Origin of the sequence: Natrinema altunense (genome assembly GCF_000731985.1) — an archaeon.
Classification (GTDB): Archaea; Halobacteriota; Halobacteria; order Halobacteriales; family Natrialbaceae; genus Natrinema; species Natrinema altunense.
Window position 1 is genome coordinate 1 of the sequence record NZ_JNCS01000017.1, and the last position, 15,118, is coordinate 15,118.

The following is a 15,118-nucleotide window of genomic DNA, read 5'->3' on the forward strand; positions in this document are numbered from 1 at the left end:
ACCGTCACCGACGGAATGGACGTCGTCCACGAAATCGGCAGCGTCGACACCGACGGCGACGATCGGCCGACGGACCCCATCGTCCTCGAGTCGGTCGCCGTCGATACCGAGTAACTCGCCTGGTATCCATTTAGGGACGGCAGCACTAGCGTGTGGTATGAGTTGGACAGCCGGAGACGTTCCCGACCAGCGCGGACGCACGATCGCCATCACGGGCGCGAACAGCGGTCTCGGCCTCGAGACGACCCGCGAACTCGCGCGCAACGGTGCGACGGTGATCATGGCCACCAGAAGCACCGAGCGCGGCGAGGAGGCGGCTCGGGACGTTCGCGAGGACGTCCCCGATGCCGACCTCCGCGTCGAGGAGTGTGACCTGGCGAACCTCGAGTCGGTCCGGTCCGTCGCGGACCGACTCGCGGACGAGCCGATCGACGTCCTGATCAACAACGCGGGGGTCATGGCGATCCCGCGGTCGGAGACCGACGACGGGTTCGAGACCCAGTTCGGCGTCAACCACCTCGGCCACTTCGCGCTGACCGGCCTGTTGCTCGAGACCCTGACGACCGACGAGGGCGAACCGGCGCGAGTCGTCACCGTCTCGAGCGGCGTTCACGAGCGCGGCGAGATCGATTTCGACGACCTCCAGAGCGCGGACGCGTACGACAAGTGGGCGGCCTATGCCCAGTCGAAACTGGCCAACGTGCTGTTCGCGTACGAACTCGAGCGGCGGTTCCTCACCGCAGGGATGAACGCCGAGAGCATGGTCGTGCATCCGGGCTACGCGAATACACGGCTGCAGTTTCGCGGCCCCGAACGGAGCGGCAGTCGGCTTCGAAAGACGGCGATGTGGGTCCTGAACACGGTGGTCGCGCAGTCGGCTGCGATGGGTGCGCTGCCGACGCTGTACGCCGCGACCGCGCCGGGGGCCGAGGGCGGCGCGTACTACGGCCCCGGCGGCCTGCTGAACATGCGCGGCGCGCCCGAACGACAGGCCTCCTCGGATCGCTCCTACGACGAGGAGACGGCCCGCCGACTGTGGACGGTCTCGGAAGCACTGACCGGCGTCAGCTACGATCTGCCGGAACCGAAGGGCGAAGTCTCGGCGTAAGACCGCTCTCGGACTCTCCGATGTCGCCCCAACCGTAACGTGAAAGACGACGCGGCCGAAGGAATACACAATGAGCAACGACGGCATTCAGCGCGCCAGCGACATCGGCTCGGCCGATGCGCCGCCGGTCGACGAAAAACCCTACAAGATCGTCTTCGAGGCGAACAAGTGCTTCGGCGCGGGCAAGTGCGCCGAAGTCAGCGACAACTGGGAGATGTCCATCGCCTCCGGCATGGCCCAGCCGAACGAGTACTTCATCGACGAGGACGACCTCGAGCACAACGTTCGCGCCGCGGAGATCTGTCCGGCCAAGAAAGACGACGGCTGCATCCACGTCGTCGACCGCCGAACCGACGAAGAGATTGCGCCCGACCCCCACGGCGACGGCACGTTGAGCGTCGACTGGTAGGGACTCATGGCCGGCAGCGGCGAGCGCACACCGAAACGCACATCCCCGCCCCGCGACAACCCTCGGGTGCGCTTCTGTGCGAGGGTAGCCAAGCAGGCCAACGGCGGTGGGCTTAAGACCCGCTCCCGTAGGGGTCCTTGGGTTCAAATCCCAACCCTCGCATACCGACTCGAACGACGGTGAGAGTCGTCTCTGTGAGACGCGGGATTTGAACGAGAGAAGTCGCGGTTCGGAAGGTGCAAGCGGCACCTTCCGTCGCCCCGAGACGGCGGAGCCGTCTCGAACGACAGCGCCCGGACTCGCCGTCGGTCGGACCGTCGCTCAGACAACCCCGGCGTGAGCGGGACGGAGCGAGTAGCGGGTCTCGCTCGAGTCGAACGCGGACAATGGAAGGAACGGTCGAAACCGCCGGTCCCGCGACTGCGCGGCTCTCAAAACGGGTACTCGCGGGGCTCGTGCTGGACCGAGATCCACTTCGTCGTCGTCACTTCCTCGAGGATCTGCTCGCCGTTGTACCGGCCCATGCCCGATTGCTTCATCCCGCCGAAGGGGACGTGCGGCTCGTCGTTGACCGGTTGGTCGTTGATGTGGATCATCCCCGTCTCGATTCCGTCCGCGATCCGGCGGGCCCGCTCGAGGGTTTCGCTGTGGACCGACCCCGAGAGGCCGTGGACCGTGTCGTTGGCCAGTTCGATCGCCTCGTCGTCGCTCGCGTAGGGAATCACGGGCGCGACGGGGCCGAAGTGTTCGTTACAGGCCGCGGCCATGTCGTTGTCGGCGTCGGAGAGGACTGTGGGTTCGACGACGAGTCCGTCGTGGTCGCCGCCGGTCTCGAGGGTCGCACCCGCGTCGACCGATTCCACGACGTACTCGAGGATCTGATCGCGCTGGCTCTCGTCGATGATGGGACCGATAACGGTGTCGTCGTCGGTCGGATCGCCGGTCGGCAGCGACGCGGCCCGGTCGGCCAGCGCGTCGACGTAGTCGTCGTAGACGTCCTCGTGGACCAGGTGGCGGTTGATCGAGATGCAGATCTGTCCCTGGTGGAGAAAGGAGCCGAAGACGCCGCCGTCGACAGCCCGCTCGAGGTCGGCCTCGTCGGTGACGACGTGGACGTTGTTCCCGCCGAGTTCCATCGCGGGTAGGGCGCAGTTGCGGGCCGCCGTGGCGGCGACCCCCTGTCCGATCTCGGTCGAGCCGGTGAAGGCGATGGTCCTTGGGATCTCGTGACCGGCGACCGCGTCGCCGATCTCGGAGCCGCGGCCGGGGACGACGCTGAGGACGCCCTCGGGGACGCCGGCGGCCTCGAAAATCCGCGCGAGCAGCAGGCCGCCCGTGATCGGCGTGTTCGAGGCGGGTTTGAGGACGACCGCGTTGCCGGTCGCGATCGCCGGCGCGACCGCCCGCATCGAGAGATGCAGCGGGAAGTTCCACGGCGAGATGACGCCGACGACGCCGACCGGCACTCGCTCGGCGACGTTCTCCTTGCCCGGCGTGATCGAGTCCGCGTGCTGGCCGTCCATCCGGAACGGGTAGCTGGCGGCCTGTTGCAGCATCCCGATCGCGGTCCCCAATTCGGCCTCGCACTTGACCCGCGTACTCCCCGACTCGCGGGCCAGGAGTTCGGCGATCTCCTCACGGTGGTCCTCGACGAACTGGACGGCCGCGTTGATCACGCCCGCACGGGCCTGTGGCGGTTGCTGAGCCCACGCCTCCTGTGCCGACGCAGCGGTCTCGTAGGCCCGCTCGACGTCGGCTTCGGTCCCCGCCGGAATGGACGCGATCGCGTCGCGCGTGTAAGGGTTCTCAACGGTGATCGTGTCACGATCGCCGGCGTCGTCGGACTGCGTCCGACTGCTCGCGGGACTTCGTCCCGCGCTGTCGGTCCAGTCGCCCGCGAGATAGAGCGATTCCCAGCCGCCTTCGGGTGCCAGTGGAAGATCCGTCATGCGAGTGGCATAGCCCTCGAGCAGGCTTAAGTAGCGGACGCGCAAGCGCAACGAGCGGCCGGCTGCTGGCCGTGCCGTCATACGGACCGCTGTAAGTCGTTTCCGGAGTGACCGCGAGCCGTCCTGCGATCGCTCCGGTAAACAGTTACAGCAGCCCGTATCAGGAGTGCCGTCGCGGCAGCAACACCGCGAGCGGGGCGTAGATCGCCACCCCGATCACGGCCGTCGCGAGGGCTCCGAGCAGGACGTTCTCGTTGACGAACCGCCACGCGAACAATAGGATCCCCGCCGGCGGGAGCGCGAGCCCGGCCGCCGTGCGGTGGAACCGACGGAGCCGATCGCCGGGGGGTTCGGGAGTCGTCTCGAGGTCACCGCGGTCGTTCGCTTCCACGAACGCGGGAAACGCCAAGGAGATCCCGAGACCGATTACGAGCCCGACGAACGCGCCGAAGATCGGTTGTCCGAACAGGACGAGCCCGAGATAGCCGAACACCGGCAGCGCGAGGACGCCGATGCCGGCACCGATCAACTCGGGCGAGCGGTCGCCGTCGTCGGCCGAGCCCGACCGTCCATCACGAGAGTCGGTCATGTCTGTGCCGACTCACTACAGCCATATTACCGTTTGCTGTCACTCGCCGCCTCCTCCTCGCTCTCGGCGAGGTCCGCCGCGCGCAACTCCTCGCTGGCCTCGCGAACCTCGCGCATGACACTCGAGATGCGTTCTTCAGCCTCGAGTTCGTCCTCGACCGCGAGGTCGACGCCCTCGACCTCGAGTAAAAACTTGGCGACTTCGGTGGCCTCGTACATCACGTCGTCGAGTTCCTCGGCGGTGAAGAAGTCACACATCGCGCCGTAGAGGAAGGTCGCGCCGGCCGTCCGGACCTTGTCCTCGAACGACGAGCGGGCCTGGTTGACCGCCTGCGGCGAGTACGTGTCGGTCATAAACGGGACCAGATCGGGCAGGTTCTCGCCGATCTTGGTCATCTCGACGCCGGTCTCGGTCCGGAAGTCCGAACAGAGGCGGGCGATGGCCCACTCGCGAGCGGTGATGTAGGTCCGATCCCGAAGGAACTCGTTGACGCGGTCGTACTGCGCGCCGTCCATCTTCTTGAAGCGGGCGTACTTCCGGACGTCGTCGGGAACGCCGCTCTCCTGCGGGTCGGGGTCCGGAACGCCCGGCATCGACGCGTCGCCGTCGCTCGAGTCGTCGGCCGTGCCGGTCGGGTCGTCGGATCGCTCCGGACCGTCGGCATCGGACCGGTCGACCGTCTCGTTGCCGTCCATGGCGTGGCATTACGAAACGGCGGGCAAAAGGATTCCCCTCCCCCGCGAGAGAGTGGGGACGGTCACCGTGGCAGGTCCGTACGAAACGGCCTGCAGCGTTACAGATCGATGCGGGTCTCTTCCGTCCAGGTCGTCTCGTCGAGGACGACCGCCTGGTCCTCCCCGAAGACGTAGAGACGGTCACCGACGTACATCGCGCGGGTTCCGGACCCACCCACGTCGACGCGGGCGACCTCCTCGAGATCGCCGCCCTCGTAGTCGAACACGTAGCTGCCCTGGCTGGCCGGCATGAAGAAGACGCCGTGGGCCTCGTCCTGCAGGAAGGCGGTGTGCGTTCGACTGATATCGCTGCCGTACTCGCCGGAGAGGATTTCCGAGTCGAGTTCGACGGGGTCGGTCGGATCGCTCACGTCGAACAGCGTCGCCTTGGGATGGCGGTCCTCCTGACCGATGCCGAGCACGAGGTCGTCCTCGAGCGGGTGGAGGTACTCCGAGAAGCCCGGGAGCTTGAGTTTGCCGTCGACGGTGGGATCGGTCGGGTCGGAGAGATCGAGCGTGTAGAACGGATCGATCTCGCGGTAGGTAACGACGTAGCCCTCGTCGCCCTCGAAGCGAACCGAGTAGATGCGCTCGTCGACGCCGAGCCCGGTCACCGAGCCGACCGTCTCGAGGTCCGAATCGAGGACGTAGACATCGTTCACCGAGTCGGCGCCGTGGGTTCGGGGAATCGTCGTCGCGATCCGGAGGTGGTCGTCGTGTTCGTCCATCGAGAACTGATTGAGCGGCGTACCGGGGACTTCACCGCTGGCGTCGACGGACAGGTCGCCGTCGATATCGATCCTGACGATCCCCGTCGTCGTCAGTTCGCGCTGGTGCGCCGCGGCGTAGTCGCGAAGCCCCTTTTCGAACGCGCGATGGGAGGGCCGTTGCGCGTCCCCGTCCGTTCGATCGCGCCAGTCGTCGAGGATCTCCTGTAGTTCGACGGCCTTGGCGCGTTTGGAGACGTCGATGTCGTCCAGCGCCGCGACGCGCTCGCGGGCCTCGGCGTCGAGCAGCGCGGAGCCGTTCTCGCTGCCGAGGTACGACCGCCGCAGGTCGTACTCGTCGGTCGAACGGGTATAGGAGAGATAGATTCCGTTCTCCGAGACGTAGGTCGCCGACAGCGAGCGCGAGCCGACGACGCTTGTCTCGCTTTCCAGGCGGCCCGTCTCAGGTTCGACGCGGGCTGCCGTATAGACCGCGTCGGCGTCAGCGTCCGTGGCCGGGCGAACGACGTCGGTACACGCGACCGTCCGATCGCCGTACGGTTCGATCGGACACGGATCGTCCCCCGGCCGGTCGACGAGGACGAGGTAGAGGTCACCGTCGTACAGGCGGGCCGTCTCGAGCCGCGCCTCGAGGTCCGTCCGCCACTGCTCGTCGGGGGCCTCGGGATCGCTCACGTCGTAGCCGGCGGCTTCCTCGTCGCCGAGGACGACGAGTGTGTCTCCTGCGAGCAGCAGGTCGCCGGAGAGCGGGATCGATCCGATCGTGTCGGGAGCGTCGGGATCGCTCACGTCGACGATCGACGTCTCGCCCCATCGGGACGTGTAGCGATGATCGGCGTAGTAGACCGATTCGCCGTCGGTCTTCAGTACGTCGGGTTCGTCGAGGGCCGCTTCCTGAACGTTCGTCTCGGAGTAGCGGGGCTCGCCGCTCGAGGCGGACGCCGTTGCGCCCGCGCTGCCGTCGGCCGTCCCGCCGGCGTCGGTAATCCTGCCGTCGTCGGCGTCCGCTTCCGCTTCGGCCGTCACGTTATCACCGGCCGCCCGAACCGTCACGGATGGTTGAGTCGGAGCAGCGGTTCCCGACGAGTCATCGAAGTACTCGACGAACGCGTCCTCGGACGCGAAGGTTGTCAGTTCAGGGTCGCTCCTACCGGCGAGTGACCCGTCCGATCGCTCGTGGTCGGTCCCGGCGGGCCGCCACTCGTCGAACAGGCCCGGTGAGGCCGGCACCGATGACCGACCCCACCACCAGCGCTGCGAGGGCGACCGCGATCACGGTCGTTCTCCGATCCATATTCCTTCCATCCGGCCCTTGTAATAAGGCAACACCGCTAGGTGAAACGCCACTTTCACCCACCGGACTCGAGGAGCACCGTCACCACCTGTCCGGAAAGCGCCGCTCGGCGGCGTTCGCGTCGCGTAAACCCTTTTCCCGCCCTCGAGAGTTCGACCGGATTTAAGTTCGTGAGGGGCATGCGGTAGTATATGTCACAGACGCCAGTCGTAGTCAAGGCAGTCCGGACTCCGCAGGGGAAAGAAGACGGCGTGTACGCCGACGTTCGCAGCGAGGATCTCTCGGTCCCGCTGATCGACGAGATTCTGGCCGAAACCGGTCTCTCCGGGGAGGAGATCGACGATCTGATGTGGGGCTGTGCTCAGCAGCGCGAGGAGCAGGACAACAACCTCGCCCGCGTCATCGCCCTCCTCTCGGAACTCGGGGAGTCGGTTCCGGCGACGACGATCAACCGCTGGTGTGCCTCCTCGATGCAGTCGGTCATCTCCGCCTCCGACGCCATCGCGGCCGGCAACCGAGACGCCATCATCGCCGGCGGCGTCGAGAGTATGAGCCGCGTCGCGATGGGCGAGAGCTACGGCCACATCCACCCGAAGATCTCCGAACTGTACGACCTCGGGGATCTCCAGATGGGGATGACCGCCGAGAAAGTCGCCGAGGAGTACGGCGTCAGCCGCGCGGAACAGGACGAGTACGCCGCCCGCAGCCAGCAACGCGCCACCGAGGCGACCGAGGACGGCCGCTTCGACGACGAAATCGTCCCGATCGAAACCGCGGACGGCACCGTCGAGGAGGACGAGGGCATCCGACCGGGGACCACCCCGGAGAAACTCGCCGAGCTCCCGACCGTCTTCAAGGAGGACGGTACCGTCACGCCCGGCAACGCGTCCCAGATCTCCGACGGGGCCGCTGCCCTGCTGATCACCAGCGAGGCCTTCGCCGAGGAACACGACCTCGAGATCATGGCCGAGATCGGACAGAACAACGTCGCCGGCGTCGATCCCACCGTCATGGGGATCGGCCCGGTCCCGGCGACGAAGGGGCTGCTCGAGCGCAACGGCCGCGACATCGACGACTACGATCTCGTCGAACTCAACGAGGCCTTCGCGAGCCAGTCGATCTACTCGCGCGACGAACTCGGCATCGACCCCGACATCTTCAACGTCAACGGCGGTGCGATCGCGCTCGGTCACCCGCTGGGTGCGTCGGGCGCTCGCCTACCAGTGACCCTGATCAACGAACTCCAGAAGCGCGGCGGCGGCCTCGGGCTGGCGACACTCTGTGTCGGCTTCGGACAGGGCGCGGCGATCGAGTTCGACGTCAACTAACCGGGTCAATCCGGGCTGCTGGTCGTTTCGAGGACGGAACGGGGACGACGTAGTTGAGCGCGCCTCACGGCCGAGACGTCCGAGCGTGTCGCCCCGTGTTCGAGATCGAACCGCCGGAACGCCGGCCGCGGTCGAGTGCCCGAGAGGAAATCGTCGGCGATCCGATCGTGAACGCCGGCTCTCGGCACGCCGATCGAACCTGGCTGGGTGCACACGTTGGCCGGCCGTTTTATACTCTCGAGCCCTACGTTTGCACATGCGCACGGGTCTCCTTGCGATCCTCGTCGGAATCCCGCTCGCCTGGCACCTCGGCCTGACGGCGGTCGCCTACTACGACGCCGGCCGGGTCGGTCTCGAGCCGCCGAAAAAGTGGGCGGGGATCACGTTCTGTCTCCCGCTGCTCGGCTTCTTTATCTACCTGTTCGAGCGCAGCGAGCTGTCGTACGACCCGGAGAGCGACCCCTATCGTGGGCACAATTTCAACGTCCATCCCTCGCGGGCCGACGACAGCCCGCTTCCGACCCGCGATGACGACCGGCGCTCGCTGACGGAGGACGACGAAGACGGCGGCTAACGCCGGGGCTGTCGACTCGCGAACCTCCCGGGTCGACGGACGGTGGTGGGTTCAAGCCCGTGGCGGACGAAGGTTGCGGGGATGTCCGACTACGGAACCGTCACCCTCGTCCCCAGCGTTCACTTCTCGCCGACGCACCGCCGGCGCGTCCGGGACACCATCCGTGAGGTGGAGCCCGATCTCGTCGCCGTCGAACTCGACGACGCCCGGTTCGAGCGCCTCGAGCGGGAGGTCGGTCCGAACCGCGCCGAACTGACCCGCGAGTTGCCGCCATCGGCCGCGGCCGCCTACAGCGTGGTGCGGGGGCTCCAGCGGACGATCGTCCGCTTGTACGGCCTCGATCCCGAACGGACAGATATGGAAGCGGCGATCGAAACGGCCGCCGAGCGCGACACCGATATCGCGCTCATCGACGACCCGATCGAGGAGACCATGCTCGCGCTCTCGCGTCGGCTCGGGCCGCTGACGCTCCCGAAGGCGATGCTCCGGTTGCAGTCGATGGGGGCCGAGGAGTACGCCGACCGAATCGAACTGCTCTCGCTGCCGGTCGCGGAGATCACGAGCGGCGACGACGTCCAGCCCGCGATCGACCACCTGCGGCGACTGGTTCCCGAAATCGCGGCGGTGATGATCGACCGGCGCGACCGATCGATGGCGGAGCGACTTCACGCCCTCCGCCGCGAGGGACACGACATAGTCGCGGTGATCGGCGCGGGCCACCACAACGGCATTCAACACCGCCTCGCGGAACTCGAGGAGCGATCCGAAGACGGAGCGGCGACCCGCGACGTTCCGATCAGAACGCCCGAGCGGCGGGTCACCCGGATCCCGATCGACTGAACGGTGACGGTCCCGCCGCAGTCGGACGTTTCGAGCCGGGACCGTCGGCCGTGCGTTCAGTCGTCGGCCGGCGTCGCGGCGTTTCCGCCCTCGAACCGCGTGTCGGGGACCGTCCCGTCGTCGTTCCAACCGCGCTCGGCGTAGTACTCGTCGAGCCCCCGCTCGAAGTCCGGAAGTTCGTAGGGCAGGGTATCGTCGCTCCGATCGAAGCCGCGCTTGTTGTTGAAGTGGCGTTCCATCGCGACGACCTCGCCGCCGAGCGCGAGCAACTCGTCGTAGTCGGCGTCCAGCAGCGTCTCCATGCGGTCCTGGGAGAGGAAATCCCGCGAGAACTTACAGAAGACGGCGCTGTCCTTGATCGCGTTGATGTTCTCGAGTTCGACGAGTTGCGGCGGTTTGGCGTCCAGCCCCTCCTTGTCGAAGGCGTCGTCGGCGTCGACGAGCGGGTACTCGTAGGGGTAGAACTCGGCGTACATGTGGTCGGCACCGCGGTTCGAGGTTGCGAAGGCGAGTCCCTGGCCGTTCAACGTGCGGCCGTCGTGGGCGGCGAACTCCATGCCCTTGACCGACCAGTTCTCGACGCCGAGATCGTCGTGGACCCGGTCGATACCCTCGGCGAGCGTGTCGCCGACGCCCTCGCGGTAGGCGATCCGCTCGACGAGATCGTGGATGAGGTCGACGTTGCCGAACTCGTCCTCGCTGGCGAGGTAGGCCGCGACGGTATCGCCCGCCGAGATGGTGTCGAGCCCGTACTCGTCGCACAGCTTGTTCGATTGCATCACGTCGACGATGTCGTCGACGCCGGCATTCGAGCCGAACGCCATCAGCGTCTCGTATTCGGGACCCTCGGTCTCGAGGTCGGACGCCTCGTCCCGCGTCGGCAGCTTGCAGGCGAACGCACACGACGAGCAGGTGCCTTTCTTGTACTTCTTCTCCTCGACGCGGTCGCCGCTGATCCCGTCGATGCCGTCGAAGGACAGGTCCTCGAAGTAGTAACTCGGCAGGGCCTCGACCATGTTGGCGTACTCCGCGACCGAAGTGGTCCCCTGGGCCTTCATGGGGTGGTCGGCCTGAGCGGCCTCGCCGTGGATCTCCATCTGAATCGGCGGAATCTCGACCGCGGCGGTCGAGTCGCCGTCGAAGGTGATCGCCTTGACGTTCTTCGAGCCGAGGACGGCACCGAGTCCGCCCCGACCGAAGGCGCGCTCCTCCGAGGTCATGACCGAGGCGAACCGGACCTCGTTCTCGCCGGCCGGCCCGATGACGGCAGTGTGTTCCGGTCCGAGGTCGTGTTCGTCCTCGAGGTACTCGCAGGTCTCGGGGACGGTCGCCTCGGCGAGGTCCGGGACGGCCTCGAACTCGACGCTCTCGTCGGTAACGTGGACGACGACGAGGTCGTCGCTCGCGCCGGTGATCTCGACGGCGCTGTAGCCGGTTCCGGTGAAGTTCCGCGAGAGGAATCCGCCGGCGTTCGAGGACAGCAGACCGTCGGTCAGTGGCGAGACGCCGGTCGCCGACATCCGGCCGGTGAAACTCATCGTCGAGTGCTGCATCGGCCCCGTCGCGAAGTACAGCCGGTTGTCGGCCCCCAGCGGATCGGCGTCGAAGGGGACCCGCTCGTGGGCGAGTTTCGTTCCGAGCGCCCGGCCGCCGACGTACGACTCGAGGACGTCGTCGATGCCCTCGGTCTCGACGGTTCGGTCCCCGACATCGATCGAACACAGCGGTCCCCGTACGTGTCTCATAGTCACACAGTGGTGGATACGGCCGCAAAACGATACCGGTTTTTCAGGCAGGTTCGCCCGGCGGAACGGTGCGTCGCCGGTCGGCAACCGGCGGAGTCCCGACGGGATCGCGGTCGAGACTCGGCTTTATTTGGCCGTGGTCTCTGGGTTCGTGCATGTCCCGGTCGGAGCGGCCACACGAGGAGACGACCCTCGACGACGTCTACGAACAACTCGAGACGCTCGAGGAGACGGTCGATACGTCGGACGAACGATCGGAGGTACACCGGACGATGCGGCTGGTCAGTCGACTGTCACACAACGCGGCGGTCGGGAAGGTGATCACCGGATTCACCCGCAAGGACAAGGCGGAGGCGTTCGTGGGCAGCGTCGTGATCGGCCTCCCGATGGTGGTCGAAGACGGCGTGTTCAGTATCGGTTCGTTCCTGGCGACGCATCCCGGCTTGCTGCTGCTGCACTTCGTATTCACGGTCGGGCTGGTCGTCGGCATCCTCTACGTCGCCGATTTCCGGGAGGTTCAGATCCACAATCCTTACTTCGGCGTCGTGCCGCGTCGCCCCGTCTGGGTGTTGCTGATCGCGTTCGCGACCGCCGCGGGAGTGATGACGCTGTGGGGCCGGATCACGTGGACCGAGCCGTGGGTCAACTGCTGTCAGGTGTCGGTCGTCTTCACCGCGATGGCGTTGGGCGGCTCGCTGGGCGACATTCTGCCCGGGGAGAGCGAGCAGCGGGTCCTCGACGATCGGTGATCCTCCGACGGCGGGTCGTCCCGCGGGCGGAACAGTCCGCGCGAACGGAACGTTTATCGGAGTGACGCCAAAGCCGACCCCATGGTCAGTACGGCGATTCTGTTCGCACTCGGCGCATTGCTCCTCTACGGCGGCTGGGCGGTGACCGGCGGCGTCGCGACGCGATCGCTCTCGCCCGTGAACGCGGTCTTTCTCTCCTACGTCGCCAGTCTCGTGATCGTCGGCGGCTACGTGCTCTCCCTGCGCCGCCCCATCGTCGGCACTCGCGTCGACATCACCTTCGCGCTCGTCTCCGGGGCGTTCCTCGCGGCCGCGTCGATCTGCTTTTACGCCGGTCTCGCACGCGGGAACATGGCGATCGTCTCGGCGATCGCCGCCCTGTACTTCGTCGTCCCGGCGGTCGTCGGCGTCTTCTATTTCGACGCCCAACTCTCCGCGACGAACGTCGCCGGACTCGCGCTCGCGGTGGTCGCCGTCGGCCTCGTCGCGACCTAACTGCCGGCGGTCGACGGCAGTCAGGTCCGTCCGGACTCGCTCCCGTCTCGAGCGCCGATCACAACGGCCCGCCGAGCCGCCGAAGTGTTTTTGTGCTAACCGTTGAACGGCCGGTTATGGACTGGACCGATCGAACGGCGACGCTCGGACTGCTCCTCACGCTCTCGCTTGGCATCTGTACGCTCTTTCTCGTCGCCAGCGACTTCGTCCTCGGCGGCCTCTTCGAATTCCTCGGCCTCGCGACGGTCGTCGTCGGGTGGTTCATCCTCGCACCGGCGTACTACTTTTACACGCGGACCGAGGCTCGCGAGACGGAGTCGGCCGACGGGCGCGATTCGACGGGCCGAGCGTCGGAATCGGAGTCGGCGGATGCGATGGCCATCCTCCGGCGACGGTACGCCGCGGGCGAACTCTCCGAAGCGGAGTTCGAGCAGAAAGTCGAACGGTTGCTCGAGACCGACGCTGGCGAGGCCGACGGCTCGAGCGATGCACGCGTCGGCGACGAACTGGACCGCGAACTCGAGTACGAGTGATCGCCGCGAGACCTCGACGGCCGCCTAGACCGGCGTCCCGCACTGCTCGATGGCCTCGCGAACCGCCTCGGAGCGGCCGATGAGCGTGATGTGATCGCCGCGCTCGAGTTCGACGTCGGGGGTCGGCACTTCGCTCGTCCCGTTGCGACTCACGAGCGCGATGAGGACGCCGTTCGGGAGTTCGCTGCCGAGATCGACGATCTGCTTTCCGACGAGGGCTTCCTCGGTGATCTCGATCTCCTGAACGTCGCCGGAGCGACCGAGTTCGGACATCCAGTTCGAGAGCGCGGGTCGTTCGATCTGGTTGTCGATCGCCCACGCGGTCGACTCGGCCGCCGAGATAGTCTGGACGCCGAGATCCTCGAATGCCGACGCGTTCGAGGGCTGGTTCGCCCGGGCGATCACGTTCTCGACGTCGAAATTCGACTTCGCGAGCTGTGCCACGAGCAAGTTCGCGTCGTCGTCGCCGGTGGCCGCGACGACGGTCTTGGCGTTCTCCGCGCCCGACTCACGCAACACCTCGACGTCGGTGCCGTCGCCCTGACGGGCGGTAAAGCCGTCGTTGCGCAACTCCTTGAGGACCGTCAGGTCCTCCTCGATCAGTACTACGTTTTCACCGCGCGCTTCGAGCCGTTCTGCCAGCGAGCGACCGACGCGGCCGCCGCCGATGATGAGTACACGCATGGGTATCACGTCGAGTTTCTCCGCGATCTGCCGGGCCAGGCCGCCCTCGAGGACGACCGAGACGAGGATGACGAGGAACACCGTTCCGACGAGCAGATCCGCGCCGGCCGGATTCGTCGGCGGGGCACCGCCTTCCGCGACCCCGGTCTGTAGCCGGATCGCGAACAGGGTCGCGACCGACGCGGGAATGATTCCCCGCGGGCCGACGAAGCTCATGAACAGCGTCTCTCGGAACGTAAACCGGTCTCCTCGAGTCGTCAGAAAGACCAAGAGCGGTCGCAAGACGAACATCACGGCCACGACGACGGCCACGCCACCGAGTCCGAGCACGAACAGTTGATCGAACTCGAGCAGTGCCGCGAGCGTGATGAAGACGAAAGACAGGACGATCAACGTAATGTCGCCTTTGAACGCCTCGATATCCTCCTCGTAGGGGAGCCCGGCGTTCCCGAGGATCAATCCGGCCGTGGCCGCGGCCGCCACGCCCGCCTCCGAGAAGACGTAATCGGCCGTCCCGAAGGCGACGATCGCCCCCGCGAGCGTGAGCAACCGAGCGTTTTGCGGCGCGTTATCCGGCGAGAGATCGACGTACTGGAGCACCGACCAGACGACCGCGGCGACGACGACCCCCACGAGGAGCCCCGTCCCGAGCCGTTCCGCGAACAACTGGAGGTAGAGTTCGGTGGTCAGCGTCTCCTCGCCGACGGCCATCGCCTTGAACAGCACGACCGCGAGGATCGCCGCCGTCACGTCGTTGACGATTCCCTCGGTCTCGAGGGTCGCAGCGACCCGGTCGCGGACGGGGACGACCTTCAGGATCGGCGTGATGACCGTCGGCCCCGTCGCGATCAGGAGCGCGCCGATCAACAGCGCGATGTCCCAGTGGGCCCCGAGGAAGAAGTGAACCGCGGCGGCGGTCCCGAAAAACGCGATCGCCGCGCCGATCGTGGTCAGCCGTAACACGGCCGACGGTGCCTCTTTGATCTTGCTGATCTTGAGGTGGAACGCGCCCTCGAAGACGATGATGGCGACGGAGAGGCCCACGATCGTCGAGAGGCCGCTCTCGCCGAAGGAGTTGATCGTCAACACGCCGAGGCCTTCCGGTCCGATCGCGACCCCGGAGACGATGAGAAAGAGGACGCTCGGAACGCGGAACCGGGCCGAGAGGAGCTGTGAGAAGACGCCCAGACCGACGATCGAGGCGACCAACAGAAGCAAATCGGCACCGCCTTCTGCCCCGGTCATAGTCGTCGCTGCTCACCCATGATCGGTCGACATACCGACGCTGCTGATCCGTCCATTCGTCCCGACAGACTCAGTCCAACCGGTTAACTCCTGTGAGAACCGTTCGCCGCTGCG

15 protein-coding genes and 1 tRNA gene are annotated in these 15,118 nt (G+C 66.7%); 10 read left to right on the forward strand and 6 right to left on the reverse strand.

The genetic code is table 11. From position 1 onward, the window contains the following. The 4 genes from ALTAJ2_RS20190 to ALTAJ2_RS18195 all read left to right on the forward strand — a co-directional run. The coding region (locus ALTAJ2_RS20190) for a peptidylprolyl isomerase (protein WP_144240278.1) at nucleotides 1-114 on the forward strand (114 nt) is incomplete at its 5' end. A gap of 43 nt (nucleotides 115-157) precedes the next feature. Next, nucleotides 158-1,108 carry an oxidoreductase gene (locus ALTAJ2_RS18185; RefSeq protein ID WP_007110296.1) on the forward strand — a complete coding sequence of 317 codons (951 nt, stop codon included), beginning with the start codon at nucleotides 158-160 and terminating at the stop codon, nucleotides 1,106-1,108. Nucleotides 1,109-1,178: 70 nt separating this feature from the next. After that, on the forward strand, nucleotides 1,179-1,517 hold the full coding sequence (locus ALTAJ2_RS18190; protein ID WP_007110295.1) for a ferredoxin: 339 nt from the start codon (nucleotides 1,179-1,181) through the stop codon (nucleotides 1,515-1,517). Nucleotides 1,518-1,595: 78 nt separating this feature from the next. Then, nucleotides 1,596-1,679: transfer RNA gene (locus ALTAJ2_RS18195), tRNA-Leu, on the forward strand. A gap of 269 nt (nucleotides 1,680-1,948) precedes the next feature. Here the strand turns inward: ALTAJ2_RS18195 and ALTAJ2_RS18200 are convergent. The 4 genes from ALTAJ2_RS18200 to ALTAJ2_RS18215 form a co-directional block, all read right to left on the reverse strand. Beyond that, nucleotides 1,949-3,466 carry an aldehyde dehydrogenase family protein gene (locus tag ALTAJ2_RS18200; RefSeq protein WP_007110294.1) on the reverse strand — a complete coding sequence of 506 codons (1,518 nt, stop codon included), beginning with the start codon at nucleotides 3,464-3,466 and terminating at the stop codon, nucleotides 1,949-1,951. Nucleotides 3,467-3,626: 160 nt separating this feature from the next. Next, nucleotides 3,627-4,055, reverse strand: coding sequence for a hypothetical protein (locus ALTAJ2_RS18205; protein ID WP_007110293.1), 429 nt, complete (start codon nucleotides 4,053-4,055; stop codon nucleotides 3,627-3,629). Nucleotides 4,056-4,081: 26 nt separating this feature from the next. Next, the gene (locus ALTAJ2_RS18210; protein WP_007110292.1) at nucleotides 4,082-4,750 is read right to left on the reverse strand and encodes a DUF5806 family protein; all 669 of its coding nucleotides are present in this window, start codon (nucleotides 4,748-4,750) and stop codon (nucleotides 4,082-4,084) included. Between the two features lie 98 nt (nucleotides 4,751-4,848). Beyond that, nucleotides 4,849-6,747, reverse strand: a complete 1,899-nt coding sequence (locus ALTAJ2_RS18215; RefSeq protein ID WP_007110291.1) for a beta-propeller domain-containing protein — start codon at nucleotides 6,745-6,747, stop codon at nucleotides 4,849-4,851. Nucleotides 6,748-7,002: 255 nt separating this feature from the next. Between ALTAJ2_RS18215 and ALTAJ2_RS18220 the strand changes: the two genes are divergently transcribed. The 3 genes from ALTAJ2_RS18220 to ALTAJ2_RS18235 all read left to right on the forward strand — a co-directional run bounded on the left by ALTAJ2_RS18220 (nucleotide 7,003) and on the right by ALTAJ2_RS18235 (nucleotide 9,553). Beyond that, nucleotides 7,003-8,139 (forward strand): thiolase family protein, encoded by a 1,137-nt coding sequence (locus ALTAJ2_RS18220; protein WP_007110290.1) that lies wholly within the window; start codon nucleotides 7,003-7,005, stop codon nucleotides 8,137-8,139. Between the two features lie 256 nt (nucleotides 8,140-8,395). Beyond that, on the forward strand, nucleotides 8,396-8,713 hold the full coding sequence (locus ALTAJ2_RS18230; protein ID WP_007110288.1) for a hypothetical protein: 318 nt from the start codon (nucleotides 8,396-8,398) through the stop codon (nucleotides 8,711-8,713). A gap of 81 nt (nucleotides 8,714-8,794) precedes the next feature. After that, a complete protein-coding gene (locus ALTAJ2_RS18235; protein ID WP_007110287.1) occupies nucleotides 8,795-9,553 on the forward strand; it encodes a TraB domain-containing protein in 759 nt (252 codons plus the stop codon). 56 nt (nucleotides 9,554-9,609) lie between these two features. On the opposite strand, the gene ALTAJ2_RS18240 is transcribed toward ALTAJ2_RS18235, so the two are convergent. Further along, entirely contained in the window at nucleotides 9,610-11,298 is a 1,689-nt protein-coding gene (locus ALTAJ2_RS18240) for an aldehyde ferredoxin oxidoreductase family protein (RefSeq protein WP_007110286.1), read from the reverse strand. Between the two features lie 155 nt (nucleotides 11,299-11,453). Here ALTAJ2_RS18240 and ALTAJ2_RS18245 point away from each other — a divergent pair, with 155 nt between their 5' ends. The 3 genes from ALTAJ2_RS18245 (at nucleotide 11,454) to ALTAJ2_RS18255 (ending at nucleotide 13,075) form a co-directional block, all read left to right on the forward strand. Next, complete coding sequence (locus tag ALTAJ2_RS18245) at nucleotides 11,454-12,047, forward strand: DUF2391 family protein (protein WP_007110285.1); 594 nt, start codon at nucleotides 11,454-11,456, stop codon at nucleotides 12,045-12,047. Between the two features lie 81 nt (nucleotides 12,048-12,128). Continuing rightward, nucleotides 12,129-12,542 carry an EamA family transporter gene (locus ALTAJ2_RS18250; protein ID WP_006183980.1) on the forward strand — a complete coding sequence of 138 codons (414 nt, stop codon included), beginning with the start codon at nucleotides 12,129-12,131 and terminating at the stop codon, nucleotides 12,540-12,542. A 116-nt stretch (nucleotides 12,543-12,658) separates the two neighbouring features. Further along, nucleotides 12,659-13,075 carry an SHOCT domain-containing protein gene (locus ALTAJ2_RS18255; protein WP_007110284.1) on the forward strand — a complete coding sequence of 139 codons (417 nt, stop codon included), beginning with the start codon at nucleotides 12,659-12,661 and terminating at the stop codon, nucleotides 13,073-13,075. Between the two features lie 24 nt (nucleotides 13,076-13,099). On the opposite strand, the gene ALTAJ2_RS18260 is transcribed toward ALTAJ2_RS18255, so the two are convergent. After that, nucleotides 13,100-15,004, reverse strand: coding sequence for a cation:proton antiporter domain-containing protein (locus tag ALTAJ2_RS18260; RefSeq protein WP_007110283.1), 1,905 nt, complete (start codon nucleotides 15,002-15,004; stop codon nucleotides 13,100-13,102). Between the last annotated feature and the right edge of the window lie 114 nt (nucleotides 15,005-15,118).